This is a genomic window from Pectobacterium araliae (assembly GCF_037076465.1).
Taxonomy (GTDB): Bacteria; Pseudomonadota; Gammaproteobacteria; order Enterobacterales; family Enterobacteriaceae; genus Pectobacterium; species Pectobacterium araliae.
Genome location: NZ_AP028908.1, coordinates 2,013,347 through 2,030,185, shown reverse-complemented (window position 1 = coordinate 2,030,185; position 16,839 = coordinate 2,013,347). Strand labels below are relative to the sequence as shown.

11 protein-coding genes are annotated in these 16,839 nt (G+C 51.0%); 3 read left to right on the top strand and 8 right to left on the bottom strand.

What is annotated here, in order from left to right; translation table 11 throughout:
- Positions 1-10 precede the first annotated feature (10 nt).
- The 5 genes from pqiC to rlmKL form a co-directional block, all read right to left on the bottom strand.
- Positions 11-577 carry a membrane integrity-associated transporter subunit PqiC gene (pqiC, locus tag AACH44_RS09165; protein WP_261849688.1) on the bottom strand — a complete coding sequence of 189 codons (567 nt, stop codon included), beginning with the start codon at positions 575-577 and terminating at the stop codon, positions 11-13.
- The gene (pqiB, locus tag AACH44_RS09160; protein WP_425606638.1) at positions 577-2,244 is read right to left on the bottom strand and encodes an intermembrane transport protein PqiB; all 1,668 of its coding nucleotides are present in this window, start codon (positions 2,242-2,244) and stop codon (positions 577-579) included. The genes pqiC and pqiB overlap by 1 nt, the downstream gene beginning before the upstream one ends.
- A complete protein-coding gene (gene pqiA, locus AACH44_RS09155; protein ID WP_338659608.1) occupies positions 2,204-3,448 on the bottom strand; it encodes a membrane integrity-associated transporter subunit PqiA in 1,245 nt (414 codons plus the stop codon). Before pqiA ends, pqiB begins: the two co-directional genes overlap by 41 nt.
- A gap of 202 nt (positions 3,449-3,650) precedes the next feature.
- Complete coding sequence (locus AACH44_RS09150; RefSeq protein WP_261849685.1) at positions 3,651-5,561, bottom strand: ABC transporter ATP-binding protein; 1,911 nt, start codon at positions 5,559-5,561, stop codon at positions 3,651-3,653.
- A gap of 3 nt (positions 5,562-5,564) precedes the next feature.
- Complete coding sequence (rlmKL, locus tag AACH44_RS09145; RefSeq protein ID WP_261849684.1) at positions 5,565-7,682, bottom strand: bifunctional 23S rRNA (guanine(2069)-N(7))-methyltransferase RlmK/23S rRNA (guanine(2445)-N(2))-methyltransferase RlmL; 2,118 nt, start codon at positions 7,680-7,682, stop codon at positions 5,565-5,567.
- Between the two features lie 112 nt (positions 7,683-7,794).
- Between rlmKL and AACH44_RS09140 the strand changes: the two genes are divergently transcribed.
- Complete coding sequence (locus tag AACH44_RS09140) at positions 7,795-8,898, top strand: YcbX family protein (protein WP_261849683.1); 1,104 nt, start codon at positions 7,795-7,797, stop codon at positions 8,896-8,898.
- Between the two features lie 45 nt (positions 8,899-8,943).
- Here the strand turns inward: AACH44_RS09140 and AACH44_RS09135 are convergent, their stop codons facing one another.
- The 3 genes from AACH44_RS09135 to pepN all read right to left on the bottom strand — a co-directional run bounded on the left by AACH44_RS09135 (position 8,944) and on the right by pepN (position 13,562).
- Complete coding sequence (locus AACH44_RS09135) at positions 8,944-9,531, bottom strand: cell division protein ZapC (RefSeq protein WP_261849682.1); 588 nt, start codon at positions 9,529-9,531, stop codon at positions 8,944-8,946.
- Between the two features lie 201 nt (positions 9,532-9,732).
- Complete coding sequence (gene pyrD / locus AACH44_RS09130) at positions 9,733-10,743, bottom strand: quinone-dependent dihydroorotate dehydrogenase (RefSeq protein ID WP_261849681.1); 1,011 nt, start codon at positions 10,741-10,743, stop codon at positions 9,733-9,735.
- Positions 10,744-10,946: 203 nt separating this feature from the next.
- The gene (gene pepN / locus AACH44_RS09125; protein ID WP_261849680.1) at positions 10,947-13,562 is read right to left on the bottom strand and encodes an aminopeptidase N; all 2,616 of its coding nucleotides are present in this window, start codon (positions 13,560-13,562) and stop codon (positions 10,947-10,949) included.
- Positions 13,563-13,786: 224 nt separating this feature from the next.
- Here pepN and pncB point away from each other — a divergent pair, with 224 nt between their 5' ends.
- Positions 13,787-14,992 carry a nicotinate phosphoribosyltransferase gene (pncB, locus tag AACH44_RS09120; protein ID WP_261849679.1) on the top strand — a complete coding sequence of 402 codons (1,206 nt, stop codon included), beginning with the start codon at positions 13,787-13,789 and terminating at the stop codon, positions 14,990-14,992.
- 192 nt (positions 14,993-15,184) lie between these two features.
- Entirely contained in the window at positions 15,185-16,585 is a 1,401-nt protein-coding gene (gene asnS / locus AACH44_RS09115) for an asparagine--tRNA ligase (protein ID WP_261849678.1), read from the top strand.
- Positions 16,586-16,839: the final 254 nt, after the last annotated feature.

The window sequence follows — 16,839 nt, the reverse complement described above, 5'->3', positions numbered from 1 at the left end:
ACGGTAACACTTAATTAAGCGTACTTGCCTGCTGGGCAATCGACTGGGAAACCTGCTGCCAGCCTTGAGCCAGTGTTCTTACCAGCGCGTCATAGCCATCTTCCGTTTGTGGCAGCACCACGCTGAAGGGACGTTTAAGCACTTTTCCCTGATAGGTCAGCAGCCATTCGCCACGAACGACAACATTCCCATCATAACGACCGTGAAAGCCCGTGACGGCCACGTTCAGAACAGCCTGTTCACTTCCCTGCGGCTGCGTGGTGACGACCCACCCCGGCAGTTTATGCCCCAGATTAGCCACCAGCGCCTGCTGCAATTGCTGATCTAACGGGCTGGCCCACAGGTTATTACTGGCAATGACATACTGCACATCGTTAGTCTGGTAGACCAAACCCGTATTAACGAGATAATCCGCCACACTGACATGTTCAACCCATAACGACTGCCCTTGAGTCAGGGCAGTCTGCACCGTGCTGGTATCCACAACTGTCGGTAACTGATAGTACGTTTTCTGCGTATTGCTACTGCTACAGGCGCTCAATACCAGCACCAGAACTAGCGTCCAGATTTTCATCATTATTTTGCCCTCTTCGGCTGAGGATCTTGACTACCCGACGACTCAAACACCAACGCGTTGCTTTTCTCGTTCAGAGTACGCAGCACAGGCTGTAGTTCCCGCAAGACCTGATCCAACCGCTGCATATCCGCCATCATCTTGTTATACGCTGGTGAGCCAGGCTGGAAGCCTTTCATGCTACGATTCAGTTCAAGCAGCGTTTTTTGCATATCTTCAGGCAAATCCTGCATCGCTTTGCTGGACGTCAGTTTGTTCAACGTCGCTAACGTTTTTTGCATTTCGCGCAGCGTTGCCTGACTTTCCGTCAGCGTCTTCGTTGCTTCATTAACCATCGGATTCAGCGGCAGGTTATTCACCTTATCCAGCACCGCCATCAGCTTCTGTTGAATCTGTGATAGCCCCCCGTCAATGGTAGGCAGAATCGGGTAACCATCCAAAACAAACAGCTGCTTATCCACTTTTTCTTTCGGATAAAAATCGAAGTCGATATAGAGCGCCCCCGTCAGAAGGTTAGCCGACTTCATCGACGCACGCAGCCCCAGCGACTGGGCTTGCTTCAGATGCTGTTCAAAGTCGAACGAGCCGCCAATCTTCTTCTCGAACCGATCGGGTTCAATACGGATCAGCACCGGAATGCGATAGTCATCATCCAGTTCCTGCTTCATATTTTTCGGGAAAAACGGTGCTTCGGCAACCGTCCCCAGCCGAATACCGCGAAATTCAACTGGCGCCCCCGCCTGTAAACCGCGAATCGATTCGCTGAAGAACAGCAGATACTCTTTATATTCGGTGTATAGCGAGTCTTGGATACTGCGCTGGCTATCAAATAGCCGATACTGCGCCATTGCCTTGGCCGCATCACCCAGTTCCCACCCGGCAGGGACATCAAAGCTGACACCGCCGCTAAACAGCGTCGTCAGAGAGCCCATTTCGACACGCATTCCCTGTGCCGACATATCGAACGCGACGCCGCTGTCTTTCCAGAAACGAACGTTGCTGGTAACCAGACCGTCATACGGAGCTGAGATAAACAGTTGATAACGCATTTTACGCGCTTTCGGCTCGAACTCGCTGGTTTCCACCGACCCTACCCGATAGCCGCGAAACAGGACAGGGTCACCCGCATTCAACTGCCCGGATTGTTCACTGTCCAGTATCACCCTGATGCCTTTCGCATCCGGCGAGGCCAGCGGTGGCGCATCCAGCAGGGTAAACTCGCGCTTTTCATCTTTATTGGCACCGGGCTGTAGCTCAATGTACGCACCGGATAATAACGTTCCCAGCCCGGAAACCCCTTCCCGACCAATTTGCGGCTTCACTACCCAAAAAGCGGAGTCCTGTTTTAATAATTTATCCATGCCATCATGCAAGCGCGCTTTGATCTCCACCCGGTGAAGATCATCGCTCAACACGACGCTTTCTATCACACCCACGTCTACGCTACGGCTTTTGATAGCAGTTTTACCTGCTTCAATGCCTTCGGCGTTACTGGTAATCAGCGTGATTTGCGGCCCCTGGTGGCTGAAATGGTAAAACAGTATCCACGCACCGATCAGCACCGTGACAATCGGCACAATCCAGACCGGTGACCAGCGTTTAATCGCTTCTACATCCGCAACGGCATGATTATCTTTCGCCAACGGAGGACTCCTTATGAAGAACATCATCACGACGATCCCACAGCAAACGGGGATCAAACATCATCGCGGCAAACATGGTCAGAATCACCACGGCCGCGAACAGTACCGCCCCAATGGCGGGGTAAATACTCATCAGGCGACCAATGCGCACCATCGCAGACAGTACAGCAATAACAAACACATCAATCATTGACCAACGTCCGACAAACTCAACCATCTCATAGATGACGTGCATTCGCTCGCTGTCTTCCGTTTTTTTCGTTTTGCCATTGGCCTGCCAGCACAGCCAGCCCAACGCCAGCATTTTTAGTGTCGGCACCATCACGCTAGCAATAAAAATCACCAGGGCGACAGGATAAGATCCCATTCCCCACAGCAGGATAACACCTGACATGATCGTCGATCCCATGCGATCGCCGAAGGCTTCGGTCACCATAATCGGCATCAGATTCGAGGGAATATACAGCATGACAGAGGTGATCAGCAAAGCCAGCGTCCATTGCAAACTATGCTTCTTACGGGCGTGTCCACGTGAGTGACAACGCGGGCATATTAACTGGCTGGCGGGCAGAATGGCAGTGCAACATGAACACGAACGCAGCCCTTGCGATAGCCCGCTTTTCCCTAAAACCGGCGGTGCCGGTAACGCGGGTGGCGGCACAATATCATTCCATAGCCAGCGGCGATCGAGGCTTTGGAAAGCCAGCAGTTGCAACAGACAGAACAGAACAAAAGGCATAAAGCTGGTGCCGATGCCGATGTCACCATAGGCCATCAGTTTGACAAAGCTGACCAATACACCAGCCAGAAAAATCTCTGCCATTCCCCAACTTTTAAGATGAAGTAGCATCTTGCCCATCCCTTTTTTCAACGCCAACGGCAGCGAAGCATGCAGGCAAAGCAAAATAAGGGTCACCATACTGAAAGCGGGAACCAGTTGAACAAACAGCATAAACAGCGTCGCGACGCTGGCGTAGTCGTCCGCCACCATCACTTTAGGAATCTGTATCAGGGTAATTTCGCTGGTGATTCCCGCCACGCGCATAGAAACGAAGGGGAAAAGATTTGCCAGCAATAACATGAATAGTGCGCTCACCGCGTAGCCGACTGGCCGTTTACGTGGTTCCGCCTGACGGCTAGTTAGCGCAGTTTTACAACGTGGACAGGTCGCTTTCTGTCCTTGTAACAAAGCAGGTAACTCCACCAGCAGGTCACACTGCGGGCAAAGCATATAGTCATCATGGTGATGATGTTCGTGTTCAAGGCCATATTCGTCGTGAAGACCATGTTCACGTTGAAGATTACAGTCATGCCGATCGTGATGGGAACACACGCGCCCTCTCCTTCAAACTCGTCAGCTTCTGACTGAAAACATCTTCTATCAATACGGGAGTTAACCTCCCGTATTGATGACATAACACAAACAGCGCAGATTAGCCGTTTTTCTGTGCTTCAAGCGCTTCCCAACGTGCGAAGCAGGCTTCCAATGCACTTTCCGCTTCCGCCAGTGCGGTCAGTACCGACTGTGTTTCATCATGTGGGCGACTAAAGAAACTGGCATCGTTCATCTGCGCTTGCAGCGACGCAATGTCCTGTTCCAGTTGTTCAATACGCAGCGGTAACTGCTCTAATTCGCGCTGGTGGTTATAACTTAATTTCCCAGTATTTCGTTTAGCGGACGGTGCGGTGTTCGCCGTTGCCACCGGCGCGGTGACTGCCGGAGCCGTCGTCGTTCGCAGGGGTGTTGTCGTTGCACGCTGTTGTTGCGCATCGAAATAACCGCCGACAAAACGGGAAATCTTGCCCTCGCCTTCAAAGATCCAGCATTCAGTGACCGAATTATCCACGAACTGACGATCGTGGCTGACCAGTAGAACGGTTCCCTGATAACTTTCGATTAATTCTTCCAGTAGTTCCAGCGTTTCCACATCCAGATCGTTGGTCGGTTCATCAAGAATCAGCAGGTTACTAGGCTTGAGGAACAAGCGTGCCAGCAGCAGACGGTTACGTTCCCCACCTGACAGCGCTTTTACTGGCGTCATCGCACGTTTCGGATGGAACAGAAAGTCCTGCAAGTAGCCCAGCACATGACGTGAGCGGCCGTTGACCATCACTTCCTGTTTGCCTTCCGCCAGATTGTCCATCACCGTACGTTCTGGATCGAGTTCAGCGCGGTGCTGATCGAAATAGGCAACTTCCAGCTTCGTGCCACAGTGTACACGTCCGCTGACCGGTTCTAACCCACCCAGCATCAATTTTAGCAGTGTAGTCTTACCGCAGCCATTCGGCCCCACCAATGCAATCTTGTCACCACGCTGTACCTGAGCAGAGAAATTGCGTGTCAGTATCTTATTGTCAATCTGATAGCTTACGTCTTCCAACTCGAACACTATCTTGCCGGAACGGGCAGCCTCTTCAACCTGCATTTTCGCCGAGCCCATAACTTCTCGACGCTGCGCACGATCCTGACGCATTGCCTTCAGCGCCCGCACGCGCCCTTCGTTACGGGTACGCCGGGCCTTGATGCCCTGACGGATCCACACTTCTTCCTGTGCCAGTTTGCGATCGAACTCCGCATTTTGCAGATCTTCCACCCGCAGTGCTTCTTCTTTTCCTTCCAGATATTTCTCGTAATTACCCGGCCAGGAAACCAGTTTACCGCGATCAAGATCGACAATCCGGGTCGCCATATTGCGAATAAATGAACGGTCATGGGAGATAAAGACGATGCTCCCCTGGAATGTTTTCAAGAAGGTTTCCAGCCAGTCAATCGTCTCGATATCCAGATGGTTAGTCGGTTCATCCAACAGCAGCACGCGCGGTGAACTTACCAGCGCTCTGCCGAGTGCCGCTTTACGCAACCAGCCACCAGAAAGCGACGCCAGCGGAGCATCCGCAGACAGGCCAAGCTGTTCCAGCACTTCGTGAATACGGCTCTCCAGTTGCCACAACCCCTGATGCTCCAGAATGTCCTGCAACTTAGCGAGCTGGTTCAGGTTCTTTTCACTGGGATCCGTCTCTACCAGGCGCAACATGGCATGGTAATCCTTCAGGTAACCCGCCTGTGCCGCGACCCCTTCAGCAACAAAATCGAACACGCTACCGGCAACATCGCGCGGCGGATCCTGTTGCAGACGCGCGACGATCAGATCTTGTTCATAGATGATACGGCCATCATCCAACGGAATGTCTTTGGCCAGAATTTTCAGTAGCGTCGATTTACCCGCACCGTTGCGCCCAACCAGACAAACGCGCTCATTCTCTTCGATATGGAGTTCGGTGTTATCCAACAACGGCGCATCACTAAACGACAGCCATGCTCCTGCAACACTAATTAAAGACATCGGTTACTTTTCCTCACCGGCATGCGTTAGCAGCCAGCAGTTATGAATTTGACGATTACGAGCAAAATCTTGTGATTGGGTCTGCGCTGTGATTTCTTTGGCGTTCAACCCCAGCGCGGTCAGGCCAGCAATATCCATCTGGAAGCCGCGTTTATTATTCGAGAACATGATAGTGCCACCACGGCGCAACAGGCGTTTGAGATCTTTCATCAGCGCCAGATGATCGCGCTGGACATCAAACGACTCTTCCATCCGTTTTGAGTTCGAGAAGGTCGGCGGGTCAATGAAGATCACATCAAACTGTTCATGGCCGTTATGTAACCATGACAGGCAATCCGCTTGGATTAAGCGATGCTGACGCCCGCTCAGGCCATTCACCCGCAGGTTTTTCTCCGCCCATTCCAGATAGGTGCGTGACATATCGACGGTAGTCGTTGAACGTGCACCGCCTAATCCAGCGTGCACACTCGCCGTGCCGGTGTAGGCAAACAGGTTGAGAAAGTCTTTGCCACGGCTCATCTCACCCAGCATTTTGCGGGCGATGCGGTGGTCGAGGAATAGACCAGTATCGAGGTAATCGGTCAGGTTGACCCACAGCTTGGCACCAAACTCTTCCATCAGCAGGAAGTCACCTTTCTGTGCCAGTTTCTCATACTGGTTTTTACCTTTCTGACGTTCGCGCGTTTTCAGTACCAGACGGTTCGACGGTAATTCCAGCACGCTCAGCGTCGCGTTAATCACATCAAACAGGCGCTGACGCGCCTTTTGCGCATCAATGGTTTTCGGCGGGGCATACTCTTGTACCACGACCCAACTGCCGTAGCGATCAACCGCCACATTATATTCAGGCAAATCGGCATCATAGAGGCGATAGCATTCAATCCCCTGCTGCTTCGCCCATTTTTCCAGCTTGCGCAGGTTCTTACGCAGGCGGTTAGCAAAGTCTTCTGCGATTTGCCCCGCAGATTCCCCCTGCGTTTCTGCCAGTTGATAATTCTTCTGCACACAGTCCAGCGGGCCGTTTTTCGCCTTGAATTGACGTTCAGCACGCAGTTGCAGACAGCTCAGTAGCTCCGGCGACGCACTGAACAGCGAGAGCTGCCAGCCACCAAAGTCGCTTTTCATCTTACGACCCAGCATATTATGTAGGGCGATCAACGCAGGTTCACTTTCCAGACGCTCACCGTAAGGTGGGTTGCTGACAACCGTCCCTTTCGGGCCTTCTGGCAGTGGATTTTTTAGCTGTGCCGCATCCCTCACGTCAAAAGAAATCAGTTCGGCAACGCCTGCGCGACGCGCATTAGCTTTGGCGATCTCAATCACTCGGCGGTCATTATCCGATCCGAAGAAGCGTGACGTGGTTGCCTGCAAACCTTGGCGGGCGCGCACTTGTGCTTCTGCAATCACTTCGCGCCACAGTTCAACATCGTGCTTTAACCAGGCGTTAAATCCCCAGTGTGTACGGTGTAAACCGGGCGCGCGATCGGACGCAATCATGGCGGCTTCGATCAGCAACGTACCGGAACCACACATCGGATCGACCAGCGGCGTGCCGCTCTGCCAGCCGGAGCGCAACACAATCGCTGCCGCCAGATTTTCTTTTAACGGTGCGAGTCCGGCCAGATCGCGGTAACCGCGCTGATGTAAGCCGTCGCCGCTTAAGTCCAGCGACACGCTGGCCATATCACGCTGCAAAAAGACGTTAACGCGAATATCCGGCTGCTGTTTCGCCACGTCCGGTCGCTGCCCGGTTTTGCGCGTAAAGCTATCCACAATCGCATCTTTGACTTTTAACGCGCCGTACTGACTGTTACGGATATCTTCATTGGTGCCGGTAAAATGCACGGCAAAGGTTTTATCGATGCTAAAGATCGTTGACCAGTCAATCGCCTGCACGCCCAGATACAAATCCAGATCGCTGTGCACCTTGAATTCATTCAGCGGCAGCAGAATGCGCGACGCCAGACGGCTCCACAACAGGCTCTTGTACAGCAGGCGGTTGTCACCCTCAAAATGGACACCGCCCTGCACAACCGCACAGGACTGCGCACCCAATGATTCGAGCTCGCTCTTTAATAACTCTTCCAGTCCCCGCGCCGTGCTGGCAAACAAAGCATTCATGTCGTCACTATCACCAAAAAGAAAAACAGTAAAAAAGAAATTGGGGCGCATTATAGCTAATCCGAGACGCTTGTCATAAAGTTGCCGCTTTACTTCGGCAAGGAACAGGTCAGTGATCGGCGTAACGCGGCTTTATATACACCCAGTAAAATCGATGCGGGGGTTGCAACTGTCCCACGCGATGGCGTCTGTCAGCGGTTTGGCGAACGATCGTGCGTTCATGATCACCGAACCTGATGGCACATTTATTACTGCCCGCCAGTATCCACAAATGGTGTTATTTACTCCCGCGTTGCTACCGGATGGGCTGTTTATTGCCGCGCCGGATGGTCAAACGGCCACGATTCGTTTTGCCGACTTTACCGAATCACCTCAGCCGACAGAAGTGTGGGGAACACACTTCACCGCGAGCGTTGCACCCGATGCTATCAATCGTTGGTTAAGCCACTATTTTCAGCGCGCCGTGCAGTTGCGTTGGGTGGGCAATGCGCCGTCACGGCGGGTAAAGCATTATCCCGATGTTCCTCTGGCTTTTGCCGATGGTTATCCGTTTCTATTAGTCAATGATGCGTCATTTCAGGCGCTACGCCAGCGCTGCTCCGCCGGCATTAAAATTGAACAATTTCGCCCTAATCTGGTGGTGACGGGCGCAGAAGCCTTTGCCGAAGATAGCTGGAAGACCATTCGTATTGGCGAGGTTGTTTTTGACGTCGTCAAACCCTGTAGCCGCTGCATTCTAACTACCGTCAGCATCGAACGCGGGCGTAAACACCCGTCAGCAGAGCCGTTGGCAACGCTGCAATCTTTCCGTACTGCCGACAACGGTGACGTCGATTTTGGGCAAAATCTGGTCGCCAGAAATACAGGCATCATTCGCGTGGGCGACACATTGGAAGTGTTAGCGACCAAACCACCGCGTCCTTATGGTTCCGCTCAGGTGGTCGAAAACCTTGTCGTTCCCGAAAAAAGCGAACAGACCGTCACCATCCACTATCAGGGAAAATTGTTGCAAGGAAATAATCAGCAAATTTTGCTGGAACAATTGGAGCAACAGGGTATTCGAATCCCCTATTCTTGTCGGGCTGGACTGTGCGGTTGCTGTAAATTGACGTTAGTCTGCGGAGAGGTTTCCGCGCTGAAGCAAAGTGCCATCAGGGAAAACGATGAGATTCTTACCTGTAGCTGTATTCCGCAGAGTGACGTTCATCTGCAATAGCCGAAGAAAAGCCAGCATGTATGCAGCTTAAAGTATGACGGGGGTTTAGACGACCTTGGCGTACTCAAATGCCAACGTACCGTCACCCAGCGTGGTTTCCCACTCGGCCCTATTCTGAACGACGGCAGGCATTAATCTGTCGTGCATGATTTTTATGGCGTCGCCCAGCACCATCATTTTCCCATTTAATGGCAGTTGTTCTTGCGCCAGCAAACAGAGACAGGCTTTATCTCCCGCTTCCGCCACCAGAAAACAGGCCATTTCATGCGTTTCGGTGAGCTGTACCTGTACAACATCCCCCGTCTGCGGTGAATAGGCCACGGCATCCGGTTGTTGGATGAAGTGCCAGCTTTTTGGCATGAGCGGTTTTAAGAATCGACTTGCCACCAGCGCATTCAGAACTAATTCACCCTGAAGATCGCGATGTAATGCCACTTTCTGGCATTTATCATTATAAGTAAAAAACAATGCGGCATCGTCAACGCAAAATGCACATTCATTAAATGCATCCGGCGTTAGCATTTTAGAAGGAAAACGAGAACGGAATAACATGCCGTTAGCCAGATCCAACATTAGGCGATCGTGTTCGGTATCAAAATACCAGCGCCAGTTATCGTCAGGTTTTAACTTCATATTATTTACCCTTCGCCTTCACAGTAGAAATATCAGAAATGGCTGATTGTGTTTTCTCACATTGCAATAATCGTTCATCTCTATAAACGGTGCGGTAAGAAGATCAGACATCGGTTGATAGGTTATTTACGCAAACGGATAAAATATAGACTAGCTGGGGGGATAAATAAACCCCCAGCTAAAAATGAAAGGCATTTCGGATTAAATATGTGTAACGATATCTTTAATCAGGCGAGGACCATGGAAAATAAAGCCAGAATATATCTGTACCAGCGATGCGCCAGCCTCCATTTTTTCACGTGCGGCAACCAGAGAATCAATACCACCAACGCCAATAATCGGTAAACGTCCCGCTAATTCCTGTGACAAACGACGGATAATTTCCGTGCTGCTCATCTGCAATGGGCGACCACTTAATCCTCCCGTTTGTCCGCAATGATTTAGCCCCTGAATCAGTTTCCTATCGAGCGTCGTATTAGTGGCAATCACACCATCAATGTTATGGCGAACCAAACTATCGGCAATTTGGATCAATTCTTCTTCAGAAAGATCCGGGGCGACCTTCACGGCCACTGGGACATATTTCTGATGCTTCTCTTTTAATTCTGTCTGCTTATTCTTTATCGCCAGCAAAAGATCGTCCAGCGCGTCGCCATATTGCAGGCTACGTAATCCCGGCGTATTGGGTGACGAAATGTTGATAGCGATATAGCCCGCGTGAGGATAAACCTTATCCATACAGATCAAATAATCGTCTTTGCCTTGCTCAACTGGCGTATCTTTATTCTTGCCAATATTGATCCCTAATACACCGCCAAAACGCGTTTTCTTTACATTCTCGACCAGATAATCCACGCCTTTATTATTGAATCCCATCCGGTTGATCAACCCTTCCGCTTCCACTACGCGGAATAATCTTGGTTTATCATTACCGGCTTGTGGACGCGGCGTTACCGTCCCCACTTCAATAAAACCAAATCCCATTGCGCCTAACGCATCGATGCATTCGCCGTCTTTATCTAATCCCGCAGCCAAACCCAGTGGATTTTTAAAAGATAATCCCATGCAGGTAACGGGTTTAGTCGGAACGGATTGACGGACGAGAAATTCAAAAGGCGTGTTGGTAATACGGCGTAATTGTTGGAAGGTCAGCTCATGTGCACGCTCTGGATCGAGCTGAAACAGGGCTTTTTTGATAACGGGATAGAACATATTGTCTCCTGAGATCCCTATCACAAAGGTATCTTGCTTACGCAGAAAGTAAGCAATAGTGGATTACGGTTTAACTCACGGTCGGTGATGGTAGTGCCATCTCTGCGGAAAGTAAAACGTTTGCGGAAGTAAGAAATTAGCGTGGGGGGAAATATCACACGCAGCAGGCTACCGCGTGTGATAGAGGAACGACCGTGACGGAATTAGTCTTGCAGTGCTTTGCTGATTTTCTCGAACAGATCGCCAGACAGATTTTCCAACGTCTTCAGTTGCTCCAGCGCCTGACGCATTTGCGCCTGACGTTTAACATCATAGCGTTTCAGGCGGATCAAGGGTTCGATCATCCGTGCCGCGACCTGCGGATTGCGGGTGTTCAGATCGGTTAGAATCTCCGTCAGAAAGCGATAACCGCTGCCATCTTCTGCATGGAAAGCCGATGGATTTGACGCGGCAAACGCCCCCACCAACGAACGCAGGCGGTTAGGGTTGTTCAGGCTGAATGAACGGTGTTGCAACAAGTCACGCACGCGGGTTAGCACATTATCTGCTGGGCTAGTGGCTTGCAGCGCGAACCATTTGTCCATGACCAAACCATCCTGATGCCAGCGGTCATCAAACTGCGTCAGCAATTCATCACGCACGGGCAGTTGAGCGTCAACCGCCGCCGCTAGCGCCGCCAGCGAGTCGGTCATGTTATCCGCTTGACGGAACTGTGCTTGCACCAGTTTATCCGCCTGATCCGCATCGCTGAATGCCAGATAATGCAGGCAGACGTTGCGCAGCGCACGTTTGCCCATATCGGCATGTTCAATACGATATTGCGGCGCATGATTCGCGTGGTATACCGCCAACCACTCATCCGCCATCTCTTTTGCCATCGTACGCGTCATGCTGTCACGTACGGCAGCGATAGCGGTGGGATCGATGATATCAAACAGTTCAGCAATTTCGTTTTCGCTCGGCAATGTCAGAATCTGAGAAGCCAGCATCGGATCCAGTTTGTCATCCAGCAATACACCACGGAAAGCATCGACGACATGCATCGGTACAGAAAGCGGTTGTTTCTGCTGGTAGCGAGACACGTTCAGACGAATATAGTTAGCCAACAGGCTCTGTGCTGCATCCCAACGCGAGAACGCATTACTCGCATGACACATCAGGAACGTCAGTTGTTCGTCACTCCAGGCATAATTCAGTTTTACCGGTGCAGAAAACTCACGTAATAAAGAAGGAATCGGGCGGCAAGGTACATGATCGAAAATGAACGTTTGCTCAGATTCAGTTACATTCAGTACTGACGACAACAGTTGCCCGTCTTTCTGGAGCGGAATCACCTTCCCTTGCAGATCGTACAGTTCAATATCCAGCGGAATGTGCAGCGGCAGCTTCTGCTGTTTGTCGGCACCGACTGGCGTCGTTTGGCTCACACTCAGCAGATATTGTTGCGTCTGCGGATCGTAATCATCATGCACCGTCAATACTGGCGTGCCCGACTGGCTGTACCAGCGGCGGAACTGCGTGAGATCGACGCCAGAAGCCTCTTCCATCGCCAGCACGAAGTCATCACAGGTCGCCGCGCTGCCGTCGTGACGCGCAAAATACAGACGAATGCCTGCCTGGAAGCCTTCTTCACCTAATAAGGTGTGCATCATGCGGATCACTTCCGATCCTTTTTCATAGACCGTCAGCGTATAGAAGTTATTCATCTCGATCACCTGATCGGGACGAATCGGATGCGACATCGGGCCGGCATCTTCGGCAAACTGCGCACCCCGCATCACTCGCACGTTATCAATGCGATTTACTGGACGCGATCCCAGATCGGAACTGAATTCCTGATCGCGGAACACCGTCAGCCCTTCTTTCAGGCTAAGCTGGAACCAGTCGCGGCAGGTGACACGGTTGCCCGTCCAATTGTGGAAATATTCATGGCCGATCACCGCTTCAATGTTCAGATAGTCTTTATCCGTCGCGGTTTCCGCCTTGGCCAGCACGTATTTGGAATTAAATACGTTCAGCCCTTTATTTTCCATCGCCCCCATGTTGAAGAAATCCACGGCGACGATCATATAGATGTCGAGATCGTATTCCAGACCGAAACGCTCTTCGTCCCACTTCATCGAATTTTTCAGCGAAGTCATCGCCCAATCCGCGCGATCGAGGTTGCCACGGTCAACGTACAGCTCCAACGCAACATCGCGACCAGAACGCGTCGTGAAGCGATCTTCAAGGACATCAAAATCCCCAGCAACCAGTGCAAACAGATAAGCCGGTTTCGGGAACGGGTCCTGCCATTCAATCCAGTGGCGACCACCTTCCAGCTCTCCTTGCGCCATACGGTTACCGTTAGAGAGTAAATAAGGATAGCGAGCTTTATCTGCGGTGATGCGCGTCGTGAATTTCGCCAGCACATCCGGTCGGTCGAGATAATAGGTAATGTGGCGGAATCCTTCGGCCTCACACTGCGTACAGAGCGCGTCACCAGAGAGGTATAACCCTTCCAGTGCGCTATTGGCGGCAGGATTGATGTCCGTTTCAATACTGAGCGTAAAACTCGCTGGCAATTGCGTCAGAATCAGGCCATCGTCCTGCTGCTGGTAATGTGTCCATGGCTGGCCATCAACGCTCAGACTAATCAGCGTCAACCCTTCTCCATCCAGCGTCAACGGCGCGCCAGCGTCCCCTTGCAGCACCACTTGGCTAACGGCTTTTACGCGAGTTTTTTCAGCATGAAGATCGAAATCCAGTGCTATATCGGTAATGGTGTAATCCGGCGCACGGTAGTCATGGCGATATTTTATTTGCGGCTGTTGATTCATATAAAGTTTCCACCTCGTCATAAACATCAAAGATCAAGTCTATACCTGTTACCTTAATGTTATCACAACAAAATTATGAGGATAATCATCGTACCGTGGTTCGCCTCCCGCACATCTCGCTATGTTGTCGTAATGTAATAAACAGATAATCAAGGTATACTGACCGGACATTGCTGATTGTCCCGATGGTGGATAGGCATCTTACAAGGATGCTGTAACGCATTATGACTTTGCACACTTCCCCGATTTTGCACTCATTGCTGGATACCGATGCCTACAAGCTGCATATGCAACAGGCGGTGTATCATCATTATTATGATGTCGATGTTGCGGCTGAATTCCGCTGCCGTGGCGATGAGTTATTAGGCGTTTACGCCGACGAGATAGCCCATCAGGTCGATCTGATGCGTTTCCTGTCATTGAGTGACGATGAGTTCACCTACCTTTCTTCTCTGCCGTTCTTTAAACCAGATTATCTCCACTGGCTGCGGGACTTCCGTTTCAATCCACAGCAGGTGTCGATCAAGAATCACGCTGGCAAACTGGATATCCGTATCACCGGACCGTGGCGTGAAGTGATTCTGTGGGAAGTTCCCCTGCTGGCGGTGATCAGTGAAGTCGTGCATCGGCATCGTTCGCCCAACGTCACGACTGAGCAGGCACTCGTCCAACTGTCTGCCTCACTGGAGAGCTTCCGCCAGAACAGCGCGGATGTGGATCTCAGCCAATTTAAGCTGATGGATTTTGGAACACGTCGCCGCTTCTCACACCACGTTCAGCAGACGATTGTTACGGTGCTGCAAGCCGATTTTCCTTATCTCATCGGCACCAGTAATTACGATCTGGCGCGCCGTTTGGGCATCACCCCCGTCGGTACGCAAGCACACGAGTGGTTTCAAGCACATCAGCAGATTAGTCCGACGCTGGCAAACAGCCAGCGCGCTGCACTAGACATGTGGCTGCGTGAATATTCCACGCATTTAGGCATTGCATTGACTGATTGCATCACCATGGATGCCTTCCTACGCGATTTCGATTTACCGTTCGCCGAAGCCTATCAGGGGCTACGCCACGATTCTGGCGATCCGGTCGATTGGGGGGAGAAAGCCATTGCACATTATCAACGCTTGAACATTGATCCGATGAGCAAAACGCTGGTCTTCTCCGACAATCTAAATCTGGATAAAGCGCTGGCGCTGTATCGTCATTTTTACCAACGTGTGAATCTGGTATTTGGCATAGGTACACGTCTGACGTGTGATATCCCCAGCGTACAACCGCTGAATATCGTTATCAAGCTGGTGGAATGTAACGGCAAACCGGTAGCAAAACTTTCCGATAGCCCAGGTAAAACCATCTGTCAGGATCAGAACTTCGTGTGTGAGTTACGCAAAGCCTTTGACTTACCCCGCGTGAAAAAGGCCAGTTGAGGCTTTCCCCTATAGATGTTGACCAACTTTGCAGCAGATTCACCGGCATGAGCGAAAACTTCGCGCCATTCCGGTGATTTCTGCTTGTGTCCTGTTGCATCGCAAGTAACATAGCGAATGGCTCGGATTGGGCCATTTGACGTTTTAACCACGATATATTTCTTAAACACGATTAATTAAAGAGAGAATTTTATGAGCGTAGTGCCTGTAGTCGATGTACTGCAAGGCCGTGTCGCCGTTGACAGCGAAGTCACCGTGCGCGGCTGGGTACGTACCCGGAGAGATTCTAAAGCCGGTATCTCCTTTATCGCCGTTTATGACGGCTCCTGCTTTAATCCATTACAGGCTGTCGTTAATAATAATCTCTCCAATTATCAGGATGACGTACTGCACCTGACCACCGGCTGTTCCGTTGAAATCACCGGTAACGTCGTTGCTTCCCCGGGCGAAGGACAAAGCTTCGAACTGCAAGCCACCCACGTCAACGTTGTCGGCTGGGTTGACGATCCCGATACCTATCCGATGGCGGCGAAGCGTCACAGTATCGAATACCTGCGTGAAGTCGCGCACTTACGTCCACGTACCAATCTGATCGGTGCCGTGGCGCGTGTTCGCCATACGCTGGCGCAGGCGATTCACCGTTTCTTCCATGAGAATGGTTACTTCTGGGTATCAACCCCGCTGATTACCGCATCCGATACCGAAGGGGCGGGCGAAATGTTCCGCGTTTCTACCCTCGATCTGGAGAATCTGCCACGTACCGAGCAAGGTAAAGTCGATTTCAGTGAAGATTTCTTTGGTAAAGAAGCATTCCTGACCGTATCCGGCCAGTTGAATGGCGAAACCTACGCCTGTGCGCTGTCCAACGTGTATACCTTCGGTCCAACCTTCCGCGCAGAAAACTCCAACACCAGCCGCCATCTGGCCGAGTTTTGGATGATCGAACCGGAAGTCGCTTTCGCCACGTTGGATGACGTAGCCGGTCTGGCTGAAAACCTGCTGAAATATGTTTTCCAGGCCGTATTGAACGAGCGTGCAGATGATATGGCGTTCTTTGCTGAGCGTGTCGACAAAGAAGCCATCACTCGACTGGAAAAATTTGTCAGCTCCGATTTCGCCCAAGTCGATTACACCGATGCCGTCGATATCCTGCTGAATTGCGGGCAGCCGTTCGAGAACCCAGTTTACTGGGGCGTTGATCTCTCCTCAGAGCATGAGCGTTATCTGGCTGAGCAACACTTCAAAGCACCGGTTGTGGTTAAAAACTATCCGAAAGACATCAAAGCGTTCTACATGCGTATGAATGACGACGGTAAAACCGTTGCCGCGATGGATGTTCTTGCACCAGGTATCGGTGAAATCATCGGTGGCTCTCAGCGTGAAGAACGTTTGGCGCAGTTGGATAGCCGTCTGGAAGAGATGGGGCTGAATAAAGAAGACTACTGGTGGTATCGTGATTTACGTCGTTACGGCACTGTTCCCCATTCCGGTTTCGGTTTAGGTTTTGAACGACTGATTGCCTATGTTACCGGTGTACAAAATGTGCGCGACGTGATCCCTTTCCCACGCACACCACGGAATGCCAGTTTCTAAATAAAAATTTAATATAAGTAAAACAAATATGTAGAAAAAAAGAGTCGGGTTTCCCGGCTCTTTTTTTTAATTTTTGTTATATCACAAAAAGTTCCCTGTATTTTACATTTTGACACATAATTTTTCTATTTGTTACTCGATTACGAAGTTTGTAGCATCTTTAGGGTGGATTAACGGGCGAGTGAATGGAAAACTGCGTTCAGACACAGGAAGACACCAAACTTTCAGGAATAGTTCCCTAAAGAATTATTTAT